This is a genomic window from Mycolicibacterium flavescens, from assembly GCF_001722335.1.
Lineage (GTDB): Bacteria > Actinomycetota > Actinomycetes > Mycobacteriales > Mycobacteriaceae > Mycobacterium > Mycobacterium flavescens.
In genome coordinates, this window is the sequence record NZ_MIHA01000014.1 from 126,760 (window position 1) to 143,154 (window position 16,395).

19 protein-coding genes are annotated in these 16,395 nt (G+C 66.0%); 3 read left to right on the forward strand and 16 right to left on the reverse strand.

Annotated features, from left to right (window positions below; all coding sequences use genetic code 11):
• The first annotated feature begins 11 nt into the window (after positions 1-11).
• Genes BHQ18_RS19030 through BHQ18_RS19040 form a run of 3 tightly spaced genes read left to right on the forward strand, consistent with a single transcriptional unit; the run spans position 12 to position 2,157 of the window.
• Complete coding sequence (locus tag BHQ18_RS19030; RefSeq protein ID WP_069415206.1) at positions 12-977, forward strand: pirin family protein; 966 nt, start codon at positions 12-14, stop codon at positions 975-977.
• Between the two features lie 7 nt (positions 978-984).
• The gene (locus BHQ18_RS19035) at positions 985-1,317 is read left to right on the forward strand and encodes a GNAT family N-acetyltransferase (protein WP_069415207.1); all 333 of its coding nucleotides are present in this window, start codon (positions 985-987) and stop codon (positions 1,315-1,317) included.
• A 27-nt stretch (positions 1,318-1,344) separates the two neighbouring features.
• Positions 1,345-2,157 (forward strand): thioesterase family protein, encoded by an 813-nt coding sequence (locus BHQ18_RS19040; protein WP_084294142.1) that lies wholly within the window; start codon positions 1,345-1,347, stop codon positions 2,155-2,157.
• A 168-nt stretch (positions 2,158-2,325) separates the two neighbouring features.
• Here the strand turns inward: BHQ18_RS19040 and BHQ18_RS19045 are convergent, their stop codons facing one another.
• From BHQ18_RS19045 to BHQ18_RS19100, 16 genes are all read right to left on the reverse strand, one after another.
• Complete coding sequence (locus BHQ18_RS19045; RefSeq protein WP_069415209.1) at positions 2,326-3,282, reverse strand: hypothetical protein; 957 nt, start codon at positions 3,280-3,282, stop codon at positions 2,326-2,328.
• 141 nt (positions 3,283-3,423) lie between these two features.
• Entirely contained in the window at positions 3,424-3,903 is a 480-nt protein-coding gene (locus BHQ18_RS19050; protein ID WP_069415210.1) for a nitroreductase family deazaflavin-dependent oxidoreductase, read from the reverse strand.
• A gap of 4 nt (positions 3,904-3,907) precedes the next feature.
• A complete protein-coding gene (locus BHQ18_RS19055; RefSeq protein ID WP_069415211.1) occupies positions 3,908-4,408 on the reverse strand; it encodes a pyridoxamine 5'-phosphate oxidase family protein in 501 nt (166 codons plus the stop codon).
• A gap of 173 nt (positions 4,409-4,581) precedes the next feature.
• Positions 4,582-5,769 (reverse strand): DUF7373 family lipoprotein, encoded by a 1,188-nt coding sequence (locus tag BHQ18_RS19060; RefSeq protein ID WP_069415212.1) that lies wholly within the window; start codon positions 5,767-5,769, stop codon positions 4,582-4,584.
• Positions 5,770-5,821: 52 nt separating this feature from the next.
• Positions 5,822-6,175 carry a hypothetical protein gene (locus BHQ18_RS19065; RefSeq protein WP_069415213.1) on the reverse strand — a complete coding sequence of 118 codons (354 nt, stop codon included), beginning with the start codon at positions 6,173-6,175 and terminating at the stop codon, positions 5,822-5,824.
• A gap of 86 nt (positions 6,176-6,261) precedes the next feature.
• Entirely contained in the window at positions 6,262-7,140 is an 879-nt protein-coding gene (locus BHQ18_RS19070) for a formylglycine-generating enzyme family protein (protein WP_069415214.1), read from the reverse strand.
• Between the two features lie 398 nt (positions 7,141-7,538).
• Positions 7,539-7,664 (reverse strand): hypothetical protein, encoded by a 126-nt coding sequence (locus BHQ18_RS30795; RefSeq protein WP_264010133.1) that lies wholly within the window; start codon positions 7,662-7,664, stop codon positions 7,539-7,541.
• Between the two features lie 173 nt (positions 7,665-7,837).
• Complete coding sequence (locus BHQ18_RS19075) at positions 7,838-9,616, reverse strand: hypothetical protein (RefSeq protein WP_069415215.1); 1,779 nt, start codon at positions 9,614-9,616, stop codon at positions 7,838-7,840.
• Between the two features lie 3 nt (positions 9,617-9,619).
• Entirely contained in the window at positions 9,620-10,669 is a 1,050-nt protein-coding gene (locus BHQ18_RS19080; RefSeq protein ID WP_069415252.1) for a hypothetical protein, read from the reverse strand.
• 279 nt (positions 10,670-10,948) lie between these two features.
• Entirely contained in the window at positions 10,949-11,134 is a 186-nt protein-coding gene (locus BHQ18_RS29890) for a hypothetical protein (RefSeq protein ID WP_131815709.1), read from the reverse strand.
• A 401-nt stretch (positions 11,135-11,535) separates the two neighbouring features.
• Positions 11,536-12,195, reverse strand: coding sequence for a DUF6308 family protein (locus BHQ18_RS19085; RefSeq protein WP_069415216.1), 660 nt, complete (start codon positions 12,193-12,195; stop codon positions 11,536-11,538).
• Between the two features lie 71 nt (positions 12,196-12,266).
• Positions 12,267-12,593, reverse strand: coding sequence for a VOC family protein (locus tag BHQ18_RS19090; protein ID WP_069415217.1), 327 nt, complete (start codon positions 12,591-12,593; stop codon positions 12,267-12,269).
• Positions 12,594-12,637: 44 nt separating this feature from the next.
• Positions 12,638-12,880 carry a hypothetical protein gene (locus BHQ18_RS29190; protein ID WP_084294143.1) on the reverse strand — a complete coding sequence of 81 codons (243 nt, stop codon included), beginning with the start codon at positions 12,878-12,880 and terminating at the stop codon, positions 12,638-12,640.
• Between the two features lie 408 nt (positions 12,881-13,288).
• On the reverse strand, positions 13,289-13,573 hold the full coding sequence (locus BHQ18_RS19095; RefSeq protein WP_069415218.1) for a hypothetical protein: 285 nt from the start codon (positions 13,571-13,573) through the stop codon (positions 13,289-13,291).
• A 425-nt stretch (positions 13,574-13,998) separates the two neighbouring features.
• A complete protein-coding gene (locus BHQ18_RS29195; RefSeq protein ID WP_308204629.1) occupies positions 13,999-14,715 on the reverse strand; it encodes a uracil-DNA glycosylase family protein in 717 nt (238 codons plus the stop codon).
• Positions 14,716-15,062: 347 nt separating this feature from the next.
• Complete coding sequence (locus BHQ18_RS19100) at positions 15,063-16,295, reverse strand: hypothetical protein (protein ID WP_234794236.1); 1,233 nt, start codon at positions 16,293-16,295, stop codon at positions 15,063-15,065.
• Positions 16,296-16,395 lie beyond the last annotated feature (100 nt).

Here is a 16,395-nt window from a genome sequence, read left to right on the forward strand (position 1 = left end):
ACGCTGGCCGGGTGAGCAACACCGACACGGCGCCCACGGAAGTCACCTGCGCGCCGTCGCCGTTCACCGGCGTGCTGCGGGCGCGGGAGGTTCCGCTCGGCGGGCCGCGCGCGATGCTGGTGCGACGGACGCTGCCGCAGCGGGAGCGCTCGCTGATCGGGGCGTGGTGCTTCGCCGACCACTACGGCCCGCACGACGTCCGCGGCGGCGTCGGGATGGACGTGCCGCCACATCCGCACACCGGCTTGCAGACGGTGAGTTGGTTGTTCAGCGGCGAGATCGAGCACCGCGACAGCGCCGGCGTGCACGCGATGGTTCACCCGGGGGAACTGAACCTGATGAGCGCCGGCGCCGGGATCTGCCACTCCGAGGTGTCGACACCGGCGACCACCGAGCTGCACGGCGTGCAGTTGTGGGTGGCGCTGCCGGAGGAGGCCCGCCACTCGTCGCGCGGCTTCGCGCACCACAAGCCGACACCGCGGGTGGTGGACGGGGCGACGCTGCTGGTGTTCCTGGGTCAGCTCGCGGGCGAGCACTCACCCGTCGAGACGTACACGCCGCTGCTGGGCGCGCAGATCGACCTGGAGCCCGGGGCGTCGGTGACGTTCGACGTGGACCCCGGTTTCGAACACGGCGTGCTGCTCGACCGCGGCGCCGTCCGGGTCGGCGGCACCACGCTCGACGTCGCCGACCTGTGGTTTCAGGCCGCCGGCAGCCACCAACTCACCATCGACAACCCGGCGGCCGAACCGGCGCGCGTCCTACTGCTCGGCGGCCCGCCGTTTCCCGAACAGCTGCTGATGTGGTGGAACTTCGTCGGCCGTACCCACGACGAGATCGTCGAGTACCGCCGCCAGTGGGAGGCCGGCGATTCCCGGTTCGGCGCGGTGACCGGCTACCGCGGCGCCGTCGACCGGCTGCCCGCTCCCCCGCTGCCCAACGCGACTTTGCGTCCGCGACCCAACCCCGGGGTATAGACACACCATGACCACCGACAAGACCGGAGCCCCGACCGAAGTCAGCGCCGACACCGACCGCTACACCATTGCGGTGGACGGGCAGAAGGTCGGCGAGGCCGAATTCGTCGACCGTGACGGCCAGCGGATCTTCACCCACACCGAGGTGAACAAGGATTTCGAGGGCCGCGGACTCGCGACCATCCTGATCGGCGAGGCGCTGCAGCAGACCCGCGACGCCGGGAAGCGCATCGTGCCCGTCTGCGAGATGGTGGCGTCGTACGTCGGCAAGCACGACGAGTTCGCCGACGCGGTCGACCCCGCCGACGACGACGTCCAGCGCTGGCTGGCGGATCGTTAGGGCAACTGGGCCGCTATCGTCGTCGCGGTGACCGCACCCTCGACGGCGTTCTTCACCCCCGACGGGGACGCGTTCGTCCCCCACCCGATCGCCCGGGGTCCGTGGGGTCAGACGATCAGCGGCAACTACGTCGGCGGCCTCCTCGGCCACGTCCTCGAACGCGACGCCGGTGAACCGGATTTCCAACCCACCCGGTTGACCGTCGACCTGTTCCGGCCCGCCGCGCTGGCAGCGGTGCGGGTCGAGACGTCGGTCGTGCGGTCCGGGCGACGGTTGAAGCTGGTCGACGCGCTGATGACCCAGGAGCAGACCCTCGTCGCGCGCGCCACCGCGCTGTTCCTGCGTCGCGGCGAACAACCCACCGACCCGATCTGGACCACCCCGGTCACCATGCCGCCGGTGCCCCCGACACCGGACCCGATTCCGCGCGGACTGTCGACGCTGGTGTGGACCTACGGCCGCGACGACCACACCCCCGGGCCCGGCGCCGGGCTGGCCGGCTGGCAGCACTCGGGACCCAAGCAGATCTGGGTGCGCGACGTGCGGCCGCTGGTCACCGGCGTCGAGCTGACCCCGTTCGCCCGGGCCGCGATGGCCGGCGACATGGTCAGCTCGCTGACCCACTTCGGTCCGAGCGGCCTGCAGTTCATCAACGCCGACTACACGGTGACGTTGTCGCGGCTGCCCGAGGGCCCGTACCTCGGGTTGACCGCGCTGACCCACTACAGCCACGACGGCGTCGCCACCGGCACCGCGACGCTCGTCGACGAGCACGGCCCGATCGGCAGCGGCATCGCCAACGCGCTGGCCAATCCGGGGTTCAGCGCGCCCAGCATGTAGACCGTGTCCTCGCCGAGTTCTACGCCCTCGCCGAGTTCTACGCCAGGGTCGTGATTTCGCGAATTCCGCAGCCCTACCGCCGATTTCGGCGCACAGCACGCGCCCAGCGCATAGACAGAGAAACACCCCGCGGTCTCCCGCGGGGTGTTCCCTGTGCCATCCGGAAAGTCAGCTGATGCCGACGACCTCCTGCGCGATGTCGGCCAGGCGCGTCTGCGCCGCCGAGATCAACCGCTGGCGGTTCTTGTGCATCTCCTCGTAGGCGATGATCGTGCGGATGTCGGACGGATCGTCGAGCTCCTTGACCGCCGCGACGGCGTCGGTCTGGTTGAGCTCGTCGTAGCCGTCGATCGGCAGCTCGTCGGCGTCGACGACACCGCCCTCGGCGCGCACCTTGTGCAGCGCGTCGGCCGCGTCGCCGGCGCCCTCACGGCGGACGACCTTCTCGGCGCTGCGCAGCGCACCGTCACGCGAGGCGGCGAGCGCCTTGAGCGTGATCTCGCTGGCCCGCTGGGCCCGCTCACGCAGGTCCTCGACGGCCGGGCCGGTCGAGCGCAGCAGCTCGGCGATGCGCTCCACCGACTGCGCCGACCACTGGCCGGGCATGTTGAACAGCTTGACCGCGGTGCCCGCGGCGGCCTGCAGCGGGGTGCGCTGCAGCGCGGCCGGCCCGCCGAGCGCGTCCTCGGCCAGCACGGTGGTCAGCCAGTTGACGGTAGCCGAGTGCGCCGTGATCAGGCGGTCGGCGAGCTCCTGGATGTCCGGCTTCTTGGCGGCCACGGCCAGCGCCTTGATGTAGCGGGCGCGGTCGAGCAGCTGGTCCTCGAGCGCCAGGTCGCCCAGCAGGGCCTCATCGAACGGCTGTGCCTGCTCGGTCAGCGCCTTGACCGCGGCGGCCGCACGGCCCAGGAACGGGCCGATGGTGTCCGGGAAACCGCCCAGGTCGCGGATCGCCTTCTCGATCGCCTCGGCGCGGATACGGCCGTTCTCGGCGTTCTCGGTCAGCTCACGACGCACGGCCTCGGTCCGGGCCTGCGCAATCCGGGTCTCGGCGACCTGGATCTCGGTATGCGTGAGGTCAAGCATCGTTCGCAACTGCGCGAGCAGCGTGTTTTCGGTAGTCATGTGGAAATCGCCCCTTAAGCGTTGACGGATTCGGTCGGCGCTGGGGTGCACCTGTCCCGTTGGCTACCCGAGTGCCGGGGGGAGTCGAACGCGTTTGGGGGTGTGAGATGAGTCGCAGTCGCGGCGTGTCGCGACCCGCGATCAGCGCCGCTGCAGTATGACGACCGGAATCTCCCGGTCAGCCCACGCCTGATAGGTGTCGAAGTCGGCGTACGCCTCGACCAGCTTGGGCCACAACCGCGCCTTCTGCTCGGCTGTTGCGGTCACCGCGCGCACCGGGCGCCGCTTCGAGCCGATCTCGACGAACGCCTCCGGATTGGCCACCAGGTTGCGGTACCACTGCGGATCGGTGTCGCGGCCGCCCTGTGACGCGACGACGATGATGTCGTCGCCGTCGTGGATGTAGACCAGCGGCGAGACCAGCCGTCGACCCGATTTGCGCCCGGTGTGCTCGAGCAGCAGCGTCGGCACGGGCTTTTTGAACCCGGCGCCCACCCGCCACGACGAGCCGATCCGGCCGCCGGTGCGGCGATACACCCATACGTGCGCCCTGCCGGCGTACTTCATCATCGTCGCGACGAACGGCGCGTTCAGCTGCTTGGGTTTGGCGTTGGGGTCCATGCGATCAACCTAGGTACTGGGCGGTGCTGCCGCCGACAGGCATCTCGGGCATCCCGAGTTTGCGGTGATCCCAGCTGCGGGTGCGGGTGGGCACCACGCGGATGCTGATGCGGTTGTTCATCATCTGGTCGACGAACGGGCGCATCTCGTCGGTGTAGGGGCCGGTGTAGCGCTCCCACACGCTGATGCCCACGCGCAGAGCGGTTTCGGGGTCGTCGACGATTTCGGCGTTGCCGTCGATCGACACCCCGCGCAGCGTGTTGTAGGTCAGCCCGTCCTCGATCATCACGGTGACCCGCGGGTCGCGCCGCAGGTTGACCGCCTTCTGCGATTTGGCCTTGGTCTCGAACCAGATCTCGCCGTCGATCACGGCGTACCACATCGCCACCAGGTGCGGCCTGCCGTCGGGGAGCAGGGTCGCCAGGGTCGCGGTCCGACTGCGTTCGATGAAGTCGGCGATCTCGTCGTCGGACATGACGATCTTCGCGCGTTCGTTCTTGCCCACGGTCGAAATACTGTCAGGTCGCTGCCGGTGCCACCGTCACCGGGATGCCGTTCAGCACGCCGCCGCCCGACAGGGCATCGCGATTCGTCGGCGAACGTGGATTACCCGCACGCACTTCGCGAGTTTTGCGTGCGGGTAATCCACTTTCGGCGTATGCGGATTGAAGCGGCCGGTCAGCTCATCAGCATGATGTACTGCGCGGCGGTCATCTGTTGTGTGACAAGCAGATTCGGCCCGCTGACCTCGAGCGCGTAGTTGTCGGCGGTGGCCAGGCAGTAGAAGCTGCCGTCGGTCATGCCCAGGCAGCGGCTGTCGGGCATGTTCGCCACCGGGTTCGCCGGTTTGGCGGTCGGGGACACCTCGGCGAAGAAGTCGTCGACGATCCGCTTCGCACCGTCGGCGTCGCGGGTGTCGTAGATGTTGGTGCCGGCCATCGAGACCGTCTCCATGCCGATGTCGGTGAACAGCGTCGACGTGCGCGACGGGTCCGACTGGAAGTGCAGCGCGCCGCGCGGTCCGTAGGTGGCGTTCTTGGTGAACGACGCGTCCGGTCCGTCCAGCGGCAACGTCCGGGCCAGCAGCCCGGTCGGGTCGATCGAGATGTCGGTGAACTCGCTTGGATCGGTGGCCCGGAAGCTGTCGATCTCGGGGGTCTGCAGGTCGATGCTTTTGACCACCAGTTCGGTCGCGGCCTCGACGCCCGCGGTGGCCTGGGCCAGCTGCATGAACACGTAGGGCCCGTGGGCGGTGAACGAGCGCACCGCTCCGAACGGGCCGCTGGCGCGGTCGACGCCGGTGTAGCTGGACGCGCGGGTGTCGGGGTGGTTGGGCACGTCGAGCTTCTGCGCGGGCCCGTCGCTGCCCTTCTGCTGCAGCGCGGTCTCGCCGAGGTCGTTGGCCGCCGCGGTGGCTGCCGCGTCGTCGGCGAAGCGCAGCACCGCGTTGAGCAACATCCTGTTGCCCTTCTCGATCCGGGCCGACGCGAAGCCGTTGACGAAGTTGTGCCGCCCGGCCGAGGCGGCGAAGTTGGCCGGCCCGATCAGCGCGAGCATGTCGGCGTGCGGCAGGACCATCGCGCCGAAACCGAACCAGCCCTTGAGCGCCGGGTCGACCTCCCAGGGGCCGATGACGTGGTCGGCCATCCGCTGGGCCTCGAGGATGACGCCGCGGCGCGGGTCGCCCGCGACGCCGAGCGGCTCACGGGGATCGGTCGGGAACCGGCCGGGGTCGAGCTGGTCGAAGTTCAGCGCGGGGGCCGCCGGCCCGCCGGTGCCCTTGATCGCCGAGCCCTCGACGGTGGAACTGCACGCCGCCGTCAGCAGCGCGACCGCAGACAAGAGCGCAAGGAGTCCGTGCCGCATACCCCAGAAGCTACCCGGGCGCCCCTGCCGCGGCCGCGAGGCGTGCCGACGCTCAGATCGGGCCGGCCCAGCCGGCCATGATCCACGCGATCGCGATCGCGACGACCTGGGCGATGCCCCCCGTCAGGGGCGCCCAGAAGGCGACCTTGCGGGTGGACAGCAGGTAAGCCGCGACGCCGAGGAACACCAGGCCGAGCGGCCCGGTGAGCGCCACGGTCGCCATGGCGTAGCGGATCCAGTCCTCGTCGCCGCAGTCCACGTAGGCGCAGTTGTCGGTGCTCATCGGCAACGCGATGAAGCTCAGGAACGCGACGAAGAACAGCCCGACCTGGCCCAGACACAGCACGCCGGTGACCACGCGGTCGACGATGAGCCCACGTCGGCTTTCGATCACGGGTGCGCGCATCACCCCAGTGTGGCGCCTGCTCGCCGACAGGTCCGAGGAGCGCTGGAAGTTACTGCAGCCCAGCGGATTCGCGCTCCCGATTGGGGTCAGGCGATGCAGCGGAAGCCGATGTGTGTGGTGGCGCTGTCCTGGGACTGCGGCGAGCGGGCGGCCGGGCGGTAGCGGTGGCAGTACTCCGGTGCGCACAGGTGCGACCCGCCCTTGAGGGTCTGGTTGACCGTCGGGTCGCCGGCCGGTGCCGGCGGACAGCAGCCGCCCTCGGCGGGCTGATCGAGTTGGTGGTGGCGGCTGTAGGGCGTGGTGGTCCACTCCCAGACGTTGCCAATCATGTCGACGAGGCCAAAGCCGTTGGGCGGGAACGCGCCGACCGGTGAGGTGCCGGCCCAGCCGAGGGCGCCGTCGTTGCGGTAGGGGAAGCGGCCCTGCCAGGTGTTGGCCATCAGCCGGCCGTCGGGCTGCGCCTCCTCACCCCAGGCGTAGGCGGCGGTGGAGCCGGCCCGCGCGGCGTACTCCCACTGCGCCTCGGTGGGCAGGCGGCGGCCGGCCCAAGCGGCGTAGGCCGCGGCGTCGGGGTAGGCGACCTGCACGACGGGGTGGTCGAGGCGGTCGTCGATCGAGGAGTCCGGGCCGAACGGGTGCCGCCAGCAGGCCCCGGGGATCCAGGTCCACCACTGCCGCCAGTCGCGCAGGTTCACCGGTCCGTCTGTCGCCCGGAACACCAGCGCACCCGGTGCGAGGTCCGCCGGAGGGACGTTGGGGAAGTCGGCGGGATCGAGCGGGCGTTCGGCGACCGTGACATAGCCTGTGGCGGCGACGAATTCGGCGAACTGCGCGTTGGTCACCGGGTGCCGCTCGATGGCGAACGGTTGCACTGTCACGGTGTGGACCGGGGCTTCCTCCGGGTAAAACGCGGTCGATCCCATGCGGAACGATCCGCCGGGCAGGTCCACGAGTTCGGTGAGCATCATCGACAGGCTAAGCGCTGGGGGCGCGGCAGATACGTCACCTTCATCACCGCCGCCAGCCGGTGTCCGATTTCGTTGAGTCGCCGAATCCTTCCACCTGACTCCGGCTACGGCCAAGTGCAGCCAGGTTGCAGAGCTCTTCCAGACAACTCCAACGCAGGCACGCTCCACGATGAAGCAGCGAGTAGATGGCAGAAGACTAGCCACCCAGAAAAACGCCGCGGGCCCGTCGTTCAACGGCCCGCGACACCTGTAGATACAGGCGGACAAAGCGCCACCCTGGTGCCTCGACGCCCCACGATCACGCCCCGCGCAGACCGAAAAGGCCACGACCCATATCTGGATCGTGACCTTTGTCGTCGCAGTCCGTAGAACCGCTCAGTTGTGTGCGGTACGTTTCAGCTGTTCAGAGCGCCCTTTGCGAAATCGGTTCCAGCGGTTTTCTGCGGAATCTCCAGCGATTTATCCGGCGCACGCAGCGCAAACTGGATGGCCCTGCGGTGCGGGCTGATGAGGCCAGCCACCGGCTCCTTGTGCGAGTTCCGCGCCGATGCAGGGTGGCGGATCTGCCGCGGGAGACGGGGCTGTCGGCGTTCTTCCCCTGACAGGTAATTTTTGACCGGGATTTATCTGGCGCATCGGACATGCCGCAGCGGGCCGACGTGGTGTTCGCGCGGCCCGCTGCGGTTGGGTCTCGTCAGGTCAGGGGCGGTGTCTTGGCGGGTTCGTGTCCGAGGTGGTCGCGGAGTTGGCGTCGGCGGATGTCGATGGATTCTTCGCGAGCCTGGCGTGACCTGTAGGTCTTTTGGATGCGGTGGTTAGTGCTGGCTACGGCGAGCGCCATGAGGAGCTTGACCATGGGTTCGCGTCGGGGACCCCACTTGAGGTCGACGAGCTTGGTGACGTGGGCCGACTTGAGGATGCTGAATGTCTGCTCGGTTCGAGCACGCGCTGCCTCGAAGTACAGGGTGTGTTCCCAACTGGCGCCGACGGGTCCCCATTGGGCCTTCTTGAGCTGACGGGGTGTCAAGGTGACGGTGACGATCGATTGGGCGCAGCATTGGCGATCGCTTGCTTGCCAGGTCGGCGCTGCTGTCGGGGCGCCGAAGGCGGCGCGTGTCATCGAGGCCGGTTTGAGTGGGCATTGGACGCGCAGCTGCACGGCAGGGCAGACCAGCTCCGCCTTCACGTCGAGTCGTGGTTCGACTCCCAGGGGTGGGCGTCCACGTGGTCGGCTCAGTCGCGGCCGGCAGTTCAGGCCCATCAGGAAGGGCAGGACACTTGCCAGGCGGCGGTCGTGCGCCTCCCACCCGTTGTTGGCCAGCAGGTCGCGGGTTTTGGGCATGTGGTGTTGGGCAAGTAGGTCGGCCGCGGCCGGACAGTAGAACGAGCCGGCGAACTGGATGGGTCCGGGCGGGACATCTGTGGTGGCGCCGGGTGGATTGGCCGCGGTATCGGTGAGTGTCCAGTGTTGTGGGTACCGCACCACGGCGGCGTACTGGTGGTCGAGCATGAGGCGTGCGAAGCCCTCTTTGGGGTTGTAGCCCATGTCGACGGTGAGGCGGGGTAGGCGTGCCCGTCCCGCACGCCGCGTGTCGAGACCATTGCGTTTGGCGTGAGTGATAGCGACGTCGAGTCCATCGACGCTGCCGGAGGTGGGTGGATGGACGTCCATCCCGATGATGACGGGCGCGACTGCGTTCAGCTGGTCCGGTGGTCCAACGCGTATCACGGCGGTCAGCCCGACACCGAAGCCCCGTTTTCCGCCGCCGCTGGCATCTTGATACACGGTGGTGGAGTGCTTGTCTCGGGAGTAGTAGCTGCCGAAGTATGCGGCTCCGCGCTGTTTATCGGGTTTTATCCCCAGTCCAGCTGAGGGGCCGGCGAGGTCGAAGATCGTCTCGTCTGCCACGATGTCGCCGACGGCCTCGGGTGGCCGCGGATCGACGATGGACCCGAAGACGATGCGATTCATGACCGTTCGCACGCGTTCGGTGGCTTCTACGCTCGCTGCGCGTTGTTCGGTGCTGCGGTGGGCGATGATGCGGCGGTGTTCGGCGTTGGTGATTCGTCGTGCAGGTTGGTCGGGGCTGGGATCCAGTGGTGCGAGGCGGCGGTTGAGCCAGGCGACGAAGCGAGCCCGTTCGCGGCGTTGCTCGGCGCGGTCGGCGAAGATACGGGAGGTGTCTTGTCCTGCCATACCGACTTCGGCGAGTTGTCGCGGGGTGAGGTCGCCGATGGACTGCTGGATGGCCTTGTAGGTCGGGGTTCGCCCCAGCATCAACAGTCCCAGCGCGGCGACGAGGACGGCGGAGATGGTGTAGGCGATTCCGGCGCAGTCCTGTCCACCGGCGCCGCGGTGCTGGTCATGGAAATCGTTGATCATCTCCGCCGCTTGTGATCGTTCGATGATGACCTTGGCCTCACGGAAGAGGCTGTCTGACAGGCGGTATGACTTTTCGAAGTCGGTGATCATGGTTCAGCCTTCCGTCATGAGGGCGATCGCGCGCTGAATGCCGTAGGTGGGGAGTTGGGTGCGTTGGTCGGCGAGGACTTGAACGTCGACCACGTCGGCGAGTTGCAGCAGAAGTGCTGCTGGGACGCGGACGGCGAAGTCGAGGATCCAGCGATTGCGCAGCGCGGCGGCGTTGATGTTCCCGTGACCGCGGGCACGGAGTTGCTCGCCGATGCGGTTGGTTGCGTTGCGCTCCACTTCTCCCTTCGCGGCCGGTAGCAGGTAGTCCGATCCCTTGCTCTGCGCAAGGGATAACAGACGGCGGGAGATGTCGGGATCGGTTACCGGAACGAGTCGTGTCCCGCCAGTTGTGTTCTGCAAGCGCACGATGGCGATGTGTCGGCCGTCGATGGTCTCGCTTGTGATGGAGGTGCCGCGCAAGGCCTTGAAGTCGGGCGGCCGCGCGCCGGCGCCGTAGCAGAGGTCCAGTAGGAGCGTGAGGCGTCGTCGGAGCCACTGCGGCAGGGTCGGTGCCAGGGTGTACCAGTCACGAATGTCTTGCGGCGAGGCCGCGTCGATTCTCTTGGCGCGTGGCGCAGGCAGGGTGCGCGCTTCGGGATATTCCCGGGGGTGCACCAATCGGCCGGCGTCATACAGGATCCACCTGATGGTGCGCATGGACCGGTTGGTTTTCCGGGTGGCGATGTACATGAGATGTCGGTCGACGTTGGCTCGGCGCAACGCTGTTCGGTAGTCGAAGGTTCCGACAAGTTCGGCCTCGAACGCCAGATAGCGGGCGAGATGCGCGGCCGAAATTCGGTCGGTCGACGGCGCGAAGTCGCCCAGACGGCACCACAGGCGTTTGGCTGATTCCAGCGCGGGCGCGAGGTAGCGCGGATCGACGCCTCTGATGGTGAGGCCCGCCAGCGCTCGATAGCGCTGCTCGTCGATGTCGTGGTGAAACGGCGCGAGTACGTGGCGTTGGCTGTCGGCTTGGTCGTGTTTGGCCTTGGATACCGGCTTCTCCGGCTCCGGGTCGTCGGCGGCCGACGCCATGGCGCCGTGACGGCCCATCAGCACACGCTCCGCGACACACCGGCGAAGCCGTTGACATGCGCATGCGAACACGATGAAATGAACAAAGTTCCTCCTGAGTGGATCTGGTGAAGGTTCCAAGGGAACGAGATCGCCGCGAATTTGCGGCGGACGGAGAGCCGGGTTGCCGCCCGGCTTTTCCCGTTTCTTACGGGTTTCCGACGAAAAGTGCCTTACGTCAACAGTTTCTGGAAGCTTCTCCTCCTCACTTCGAGACTTCTGGATGGATCCTGGGCGCACCGCGGGCGGCGGCGCGATCTAGTGGCACAGGTCTATAGCGTCCTTGTCGCAGCCGTCGTGGCCGATCTGGATAAGACGTGACCCGGCCTCGGACAGTGAGACATCCCAGTGCTGCGCACGGTCGTAGATCATCTGGGCCACATGGGGTGGCAGCCGCAACTCGACCCGGACCCGCTCCCGCACCCTGGTGGGTGGTCTGTCCATTGCCCGCCTCCGCTCGATTGCCGGTAGAGCACCGGCACGGCCTGAAGCTAAACCGGTACTTGCGATAATCGCGGTAGCCAGCATCTGCGCGTGTCTGGGCATCCGGCGCATCCTGAACTCAAAGCGGCACCCGCCAATTTCCCTCTGCAGGAAAGGTTTCCACCAAAGGTAATGTCGGCAGCAGGCTGACGTGCAGCGGAGTCGAAAGATGCCGGTTACGAAATGCAACACTGCCCGCCGCAGCAGAAGCGGGACCCGGAGATATCAAATCCGAGCACCGCCGACATAATGTGTTGTACATCACACTGTGGCCAGTAGGGTCGCGTGCCAACGGTTTTCCGCGGATAACCGCCCTGGCCTAGACGCGTAGCCCCTCAGTCCCCGTTAGCGTCGCACAATCATCAACGCTGCTGATCGACCGTCATCCACAGCAGCACGTCAAGGATCCGCAGATTCGACACCGCAGCAGGCACATTCGGGACAGCGCTGCGGATCTGAGTCAACCAGGTCCATATCGCGCGATCGTCGGCGGCGAGGACCGCTTGGAACTGTCGCCAGTAGTCAGAGGTGTCCAGTCCGGTGGCCTGCTCGACGAAGCTGTCCCAGATGGGTATAAGCCGTGGACGTTTGGCTGCGATGAGCTTGCTGGTCCGGGTTCTGCCCATTCCGTCGTTGCCTCGGCGGAGCAATTGCCACAGCAGGCTGGCAGGCCCACCGGGCACAAGGTCGTTGGGGTCGATGGTGATGATGTCGACGTCCACCGGGATTTGGTGCAGCAGAGCGGTGATCTCGTTGGCGTCGCGGCTCAGGAGGCGGATCGCCGCTTGGGCAGGGATGTTCACGCTGAGCATCGAGGCGGCGGTGAAGTCCGCGGGTCCAATCGAATTGGGATCGCTGTTCAGCGCGGCCATTGCCTCGAACTGCGACCCTGAATAGGCCGGTCGTCCGGCAGCGGTGACGGCGTAGTAACGCGTTAAAAGTTCGACGGCCTCGTCGGTACAGCGCTGCACCACAACTTCGGGCCACCGATGACGCCACTGCGTGTATTCGAACTCTGCCATTCTGGTTCTCCCCACAGACAACGCTCCGGTGGTAGGTAACCACGGCGGGCCGACACTGACGGGTCTTTTCCTCATCGGCGCTGCGTCAAGGTGATCTTGTTGCCCTCGGGGTCCGAGGTGCGCACGAAGTCCGGCAGGTCGCAGGTCCACGGCGCTCCGACGGCGTCCAGCCGCGTAACGGTGGCCGAAATATCCTCGACCACGAAGCCTAATTGCAACTGGCTCACCGGGCGCCGCGCAGTCGCCGGCCACAGCTGCAGTCCCAGTTCGCCGTCGTAATGGCGTGGATGTTCCGGCTCCTCGATGCAGTACAACGCCAATCCGATCGCTTCGTAGAAGCGTGCGGCCGCATCGACGTCGCGGACGAACAGCGTCAGTTCACGAAGATCAACGGCCACAGGCAACGCCGAACCACTCGATCCGATAGCACCGGGGATTCACTTCAGGGTTCCCCTGTCTGCCGATCCCGATCGAGCACAGCTGCCAATCGCTGGTCCAGGAAATCTTGGGCTGCTGATCCGCGTACATGGTTGGCGATCGCAGCCACCTCGCCCACTAATGCCAGCGCCACCGCTTTCCACCGTCCAGCAGTGTCTATCTCGTCGTCGACGACGACGAAGTTGTCCACAGCACTGCAATGAAAAGCCGACACCAATCGTCGTGCGGCGCTCCAGTCATCCCGCATCGGCGCCCCCTTTCCCCAGTGACCGCATCGGGCACCGTACCGGCCAGGACCGACAGACCTCCGAGCTCAGCTTTGGCGCGGTTGCTGCCTTGCGAGATATGCCTTGACTGCTGCACTACGACGATGGTCAGCCGGAACTACCCTGCCTGCCAGCTTGGCCGAGGCTTTCGTGGCTCGGCGGCCAGCGTTCCGAAGGGCCTCGTCCGACACGACAATCTTCTTCGGTTTTCGTTGTGCCACACAACACCTTTGCGAGTCAGTAGGGAGCGCCGACGGTACCACCGGCGAACGAGTTCCATTGCCCGACGGCACTCGTGTCAGCTCCGGCCGAAAAGTGAGCAGGTAATTCCGAAGCAGGCTGCTCAGAATTTTACCGGAGCCGACAACTCGTCAAGGACTCATTCCGAGTTAATCACCAGGCACCGCAATGGATTGCGGCTCACCGGTGATCCTCCTGACCGTCACCCGCTGCGCTTCGGTCAGCATGTCCTCGGTATAACCGTCGACCGCGAGAGCCCACCAGACCGTTCCGACGTTGGGGCAATTCGGGCAACAGCGGGGGCCGACGACGCCGAACTGGCCCATCCGCGGTGGATAGTCCCATCCGAGGTTGAATGCATCGCCCGGGGTCAGGATTTCCTCGACCCCGCATACTTCGCAGATGTGCCGCCATTGCGGTTCGGTGTCACTCACATGCGTCAGTCTCACCCGCAGGGGTGACACGTGAAAGGCAGCGGCCGCAGCCCCTGCTGTTCGCGATCTGTGCTCACGGCACGGTCTGAGTATCCGACTCGTATCTCCCACTCTCACAGCGGGATACTCCGCTTGGCCTGTCGCGATGGTCGATCCCCGCGCGGTACCTGAGGGCGGTAGCACATGGCAACGACCGCCTCGCGCGACCGCCGCCGGTACCCTGGGTATCGGTGAGGCAGTCACGGGCTAAGTCAGAAGGAGGTGGGGACGATGGCGTCCGAAACGCCTCCGGCATCACGCGAGTGGCGGACATGGCCCGACATAGCCGAATTATTCGATGGGCCCGAGGATTCCTGCTGGAACGTGGACCAAGACCGAGTCGGGCACGACGTCCGCGATCCATATAGCGACCATCGAAGCGGCACTTAGCTAATTGTGTTGAGTGACGCGAAGATGGTGTCACGACCGTTGGTCAGTCCGTTGCGTTGACGTCGGCCATTCCAGCGCACGTGGGCCCAAGACCTGGGGCAGCAACGTGAAATGCCCACCGGATCGCGTCCGCCAAACTGTGGACGTACTCCTGTGCGAGTGCGCTGTCGTGCTGGCGCTTGATCCAGGCGGGATGCTTGGCGAAGAGCGAGTAAGGCGAGCGCGGACTGCCGACCCCGCGGCGCACGGAATGGCCACGGAGAGACCCGCGCCGAGGGGTAGAAGAATGACAGAACACGTTTGGCGTCGACACCGAGCGCGATGACCAATCGCGGACGCACCAGCTCGAGCTCGCGATGCAGATATGACGAGCAGTTCACTATCTCGTGCTCATGGGACCCACGGTTCTTGGGCGGGTGACAATGCACGACGTTGCTGATGAATGTCTCGCCCTTGGCGCGGCCGGCACGCCTCAGACTTTCGTTCAGCAAGCTTCCACTTCCCTCGAAGAAGGGCTCCTGCGGCTTCATGCACTGCTCGCAGAGGCTTTGACCCACTATCACGACCGGGGAATACAGGTTGCCCCAGCCAGGCGCAGCTTGGGTCACGCCTTCCTTGTTCATACCCGCGCAGCGCGAACAACTGCGGATCTCGTCATCGAGTATGTTCTTCCGCTGCTTGAGGGACCCCTCCGAGTCCTTGCGGATTGTCATTTGGCTGCTTCCCCCAGAGTTACTGCGCGTCCCCGACACGGGGCGTGGCTGACGCCGAGCGTACGGCCCGCCACCGACGCCGGGTCGGCCATGCGTCTTGCTCGCCGGAGGGCGCGATTGCGCGCTGAGTGGTGCGGCGCCAAAAGTATCTGGCCGTGCCAACGGCTGCGCACTTGGGCGCTACCTCATCGCGAGGAGACCTTGACGACCGCACACAGCGCCGATGAAGGGGAGGACCATCCGGACCTCCCGCCTCGCCGCTCCCTGGTGGCGCCCACGTCTGGACGCCCCCGCGCGTCCAAAGACCTTTCGGGACCAACACCGCTGCAACACTTTTCATTACGGACCTAGCTGCCATGGCCCATGGCGAGGTGGGTACCGATATCGAGGGCCGACCATGTCGATTGACCGCGATCGAGGCGCAGGTGCGCTCGGTGACTTCCCACGTTGACCGAGTAACAGTCAGCCCCACCTTTCGTCCATTTCTGGAAACCCAGGCTGTTTAGGGACGTGCTCTGTGCCAGTTTGCTTTTCTGCTCCAGCCACTTCTCCTGCACCGTTGGGCCGAGCTTGTTGAGGGATTTCTCGAACTTCGGCGTTTCGGTGATCGCTGGGATACAGGTAAAGAAATCGATGTTGATCCCGAGCAAGCGCCGAAGATCAAACCGATCGCTGATCATGATCGGGCATCGAGTCCAGTCAATGCGGAACGGATCTGCGAAGAGCAGAAGCGTATCCATCGCCGCTGGCACCGGAGGCAGACCGGAAGCGTGCTGAACCTGTGTGGACAGGTCACGACAGCCTCTCATGTAGGCCGCTCGCGATCCGGCGTACTTGTAGGCCTCTTTGTATCCCGCGGGTTGCTGAATGGTGAAGCTCTTCAACGCAGGTGAAGCGCCGCCAGAGTTGGCAAGCAAGCGGCGTGGGTACTGGAAACCGCGGAGCATGTAGGCGTTTGCCATAGCTTCTTCGTGCTCGACGTACCCCTGTGCGTTGCGGTGCTTTTCCTTTGCCTTCCAGTACATCGCCGTGTCCGTCGCGAGTTCCCAGTTGGCCGACATGCAGTCCGCGGCGAAATGGAACAGTTCGTGGCGCAGGATGGCGTGGAAGGCGAGATTGACCTTCCGCTCGTCTGCTATGGGCAGATGATGAAATGCCCGGGCGGCCATGAGCAGCGCACCTTCGAGGGGAATGTGAACGCCATGCTGCGCCGTACGCTGGTGGAAGGTGACGTACCAACCGTATGCGTCGATGCCCCGGATCTCGTGCAGGCGACTCATCTCGGTGAGCGTGTCTTGTCCAAGAATGTGTTCGATATCGGCGTCGGTCACCTCGGGCGGAATTTCGAGAATGACGACCGGCCCATCTGATGCGCTGACGCCATCATCGATCGTCGGATCGGGGCTGTCCAAGGCAGCGAACTCTCTACCGAGGTCGGGCTCCGACACCCAGATTTCGACGGCAGGATCGGTTCCGTCGTGCGCATCCTCCGGCAGGGGATTGTCGCGAATCGCTCCGTCTACGCCCTCCAAAGCCACTCGTATCGCGTGCACCGAAGGGATGGCGAGTCCTGCTGTCATGGGCGAAATGATTGCATGTCAGCAACCACTGCGGCTTGCAGGGCTGGAGGCCCGGGTCCGCGATGTGCGCTACCCGAACCGACCTCGTGGCATACCCGCT

Coding starts and splice junctions, on each gene's coding strand:
- BHQ18_RS19065 (WP_069415213.1), bottom strand. CDS start 6,175: ATGCGCGCACCCGTGATCGAAAGCCGACGTGGGCTCATCGTCGACCGC.
- BHQ18_RS19080 (WP_069415252.1), bottom strand. CDS start 10,669: ATGGGCCGTCACGGCGCCATGGCGTCGGCCGCCGACGACCCGGAGCCG.
- BHQ18_RS19070 (WP_069415214.1), bottom strand. CDS start 7,140: ATGCTCACCGAACTCGTGGACCTGCCCGGCGGATCGTTCCGCATGGGA.
- BHQ18_RS29190 (WP_084294143.1), bottom strand. CDS start 12,880: ATGCGGGATGACTGGAGCGCCGCACGACGATTGGTGTCGGCTTTTCAT.
- BHQ18_RS19060 (WP_069415212.1), bottom strand. CDS start 5,769: ATGCGGCACGGACTCCTTGCGCTCTTGTCTGCGGTCGCGCTGCTGACG.
- BHQ18_RS29195 (WP_308204629.1), bottom strand. CDS start 14,715: ATGACAATCCGCAAGGACTCGGAGGGGTCCCTCAAGCAGCGGAAGAAC.
- BHQ18_RS19045 (WP_069415209.1), bottom strand. CDS start 3,282: ATGACTACCGAAAACACGCTGCTCGCGCAGTTGCGAACGATGCTTGAC.
- BHQ18_RS19050 (WP_069415210.1), bottom strand. CDS start 3,903: ATGGACCCCAACGCCAAACCCAAGCAGCTGAACGCGCCGTTCGTCGCG.
- BHQ18_RS19075 (WP_069415215.1), bottom strand. CDS start 9,616: ATGATCACCGACTTCGAAAAGTCATACCGCCTGTCAGACAGCCTCTTC.
- BHQ18_RS29890 (WP_131815709.1), bottom strand. CDS start 11,134: ATGGACAGACCACCCACCAGGGTGCGGGAGCGGGTCCGGGTCGAGTTG.
- BHQ18_RS19035 (WP_069415207.1), top strand. CDS start 985: ATGACCACCGACAAGACCGGAGCCCCGACCGAAGTCAGCGCCGACACC.
- BHQ18_RS19085 (WP_069415216.1), bottom strand. CDS start 12,195: ATGGCAGAGTTCGAATACACGCAGTGGCGTCATCGGTGGCCCGAAGTT.
- BHQ18_RS19100 (WP_234794236.1), bottom strand. CDS start 16,295: ATGACAGCAGGACTCGCCATCCCTTCGGTGCACGCGATACGAGTGGCT.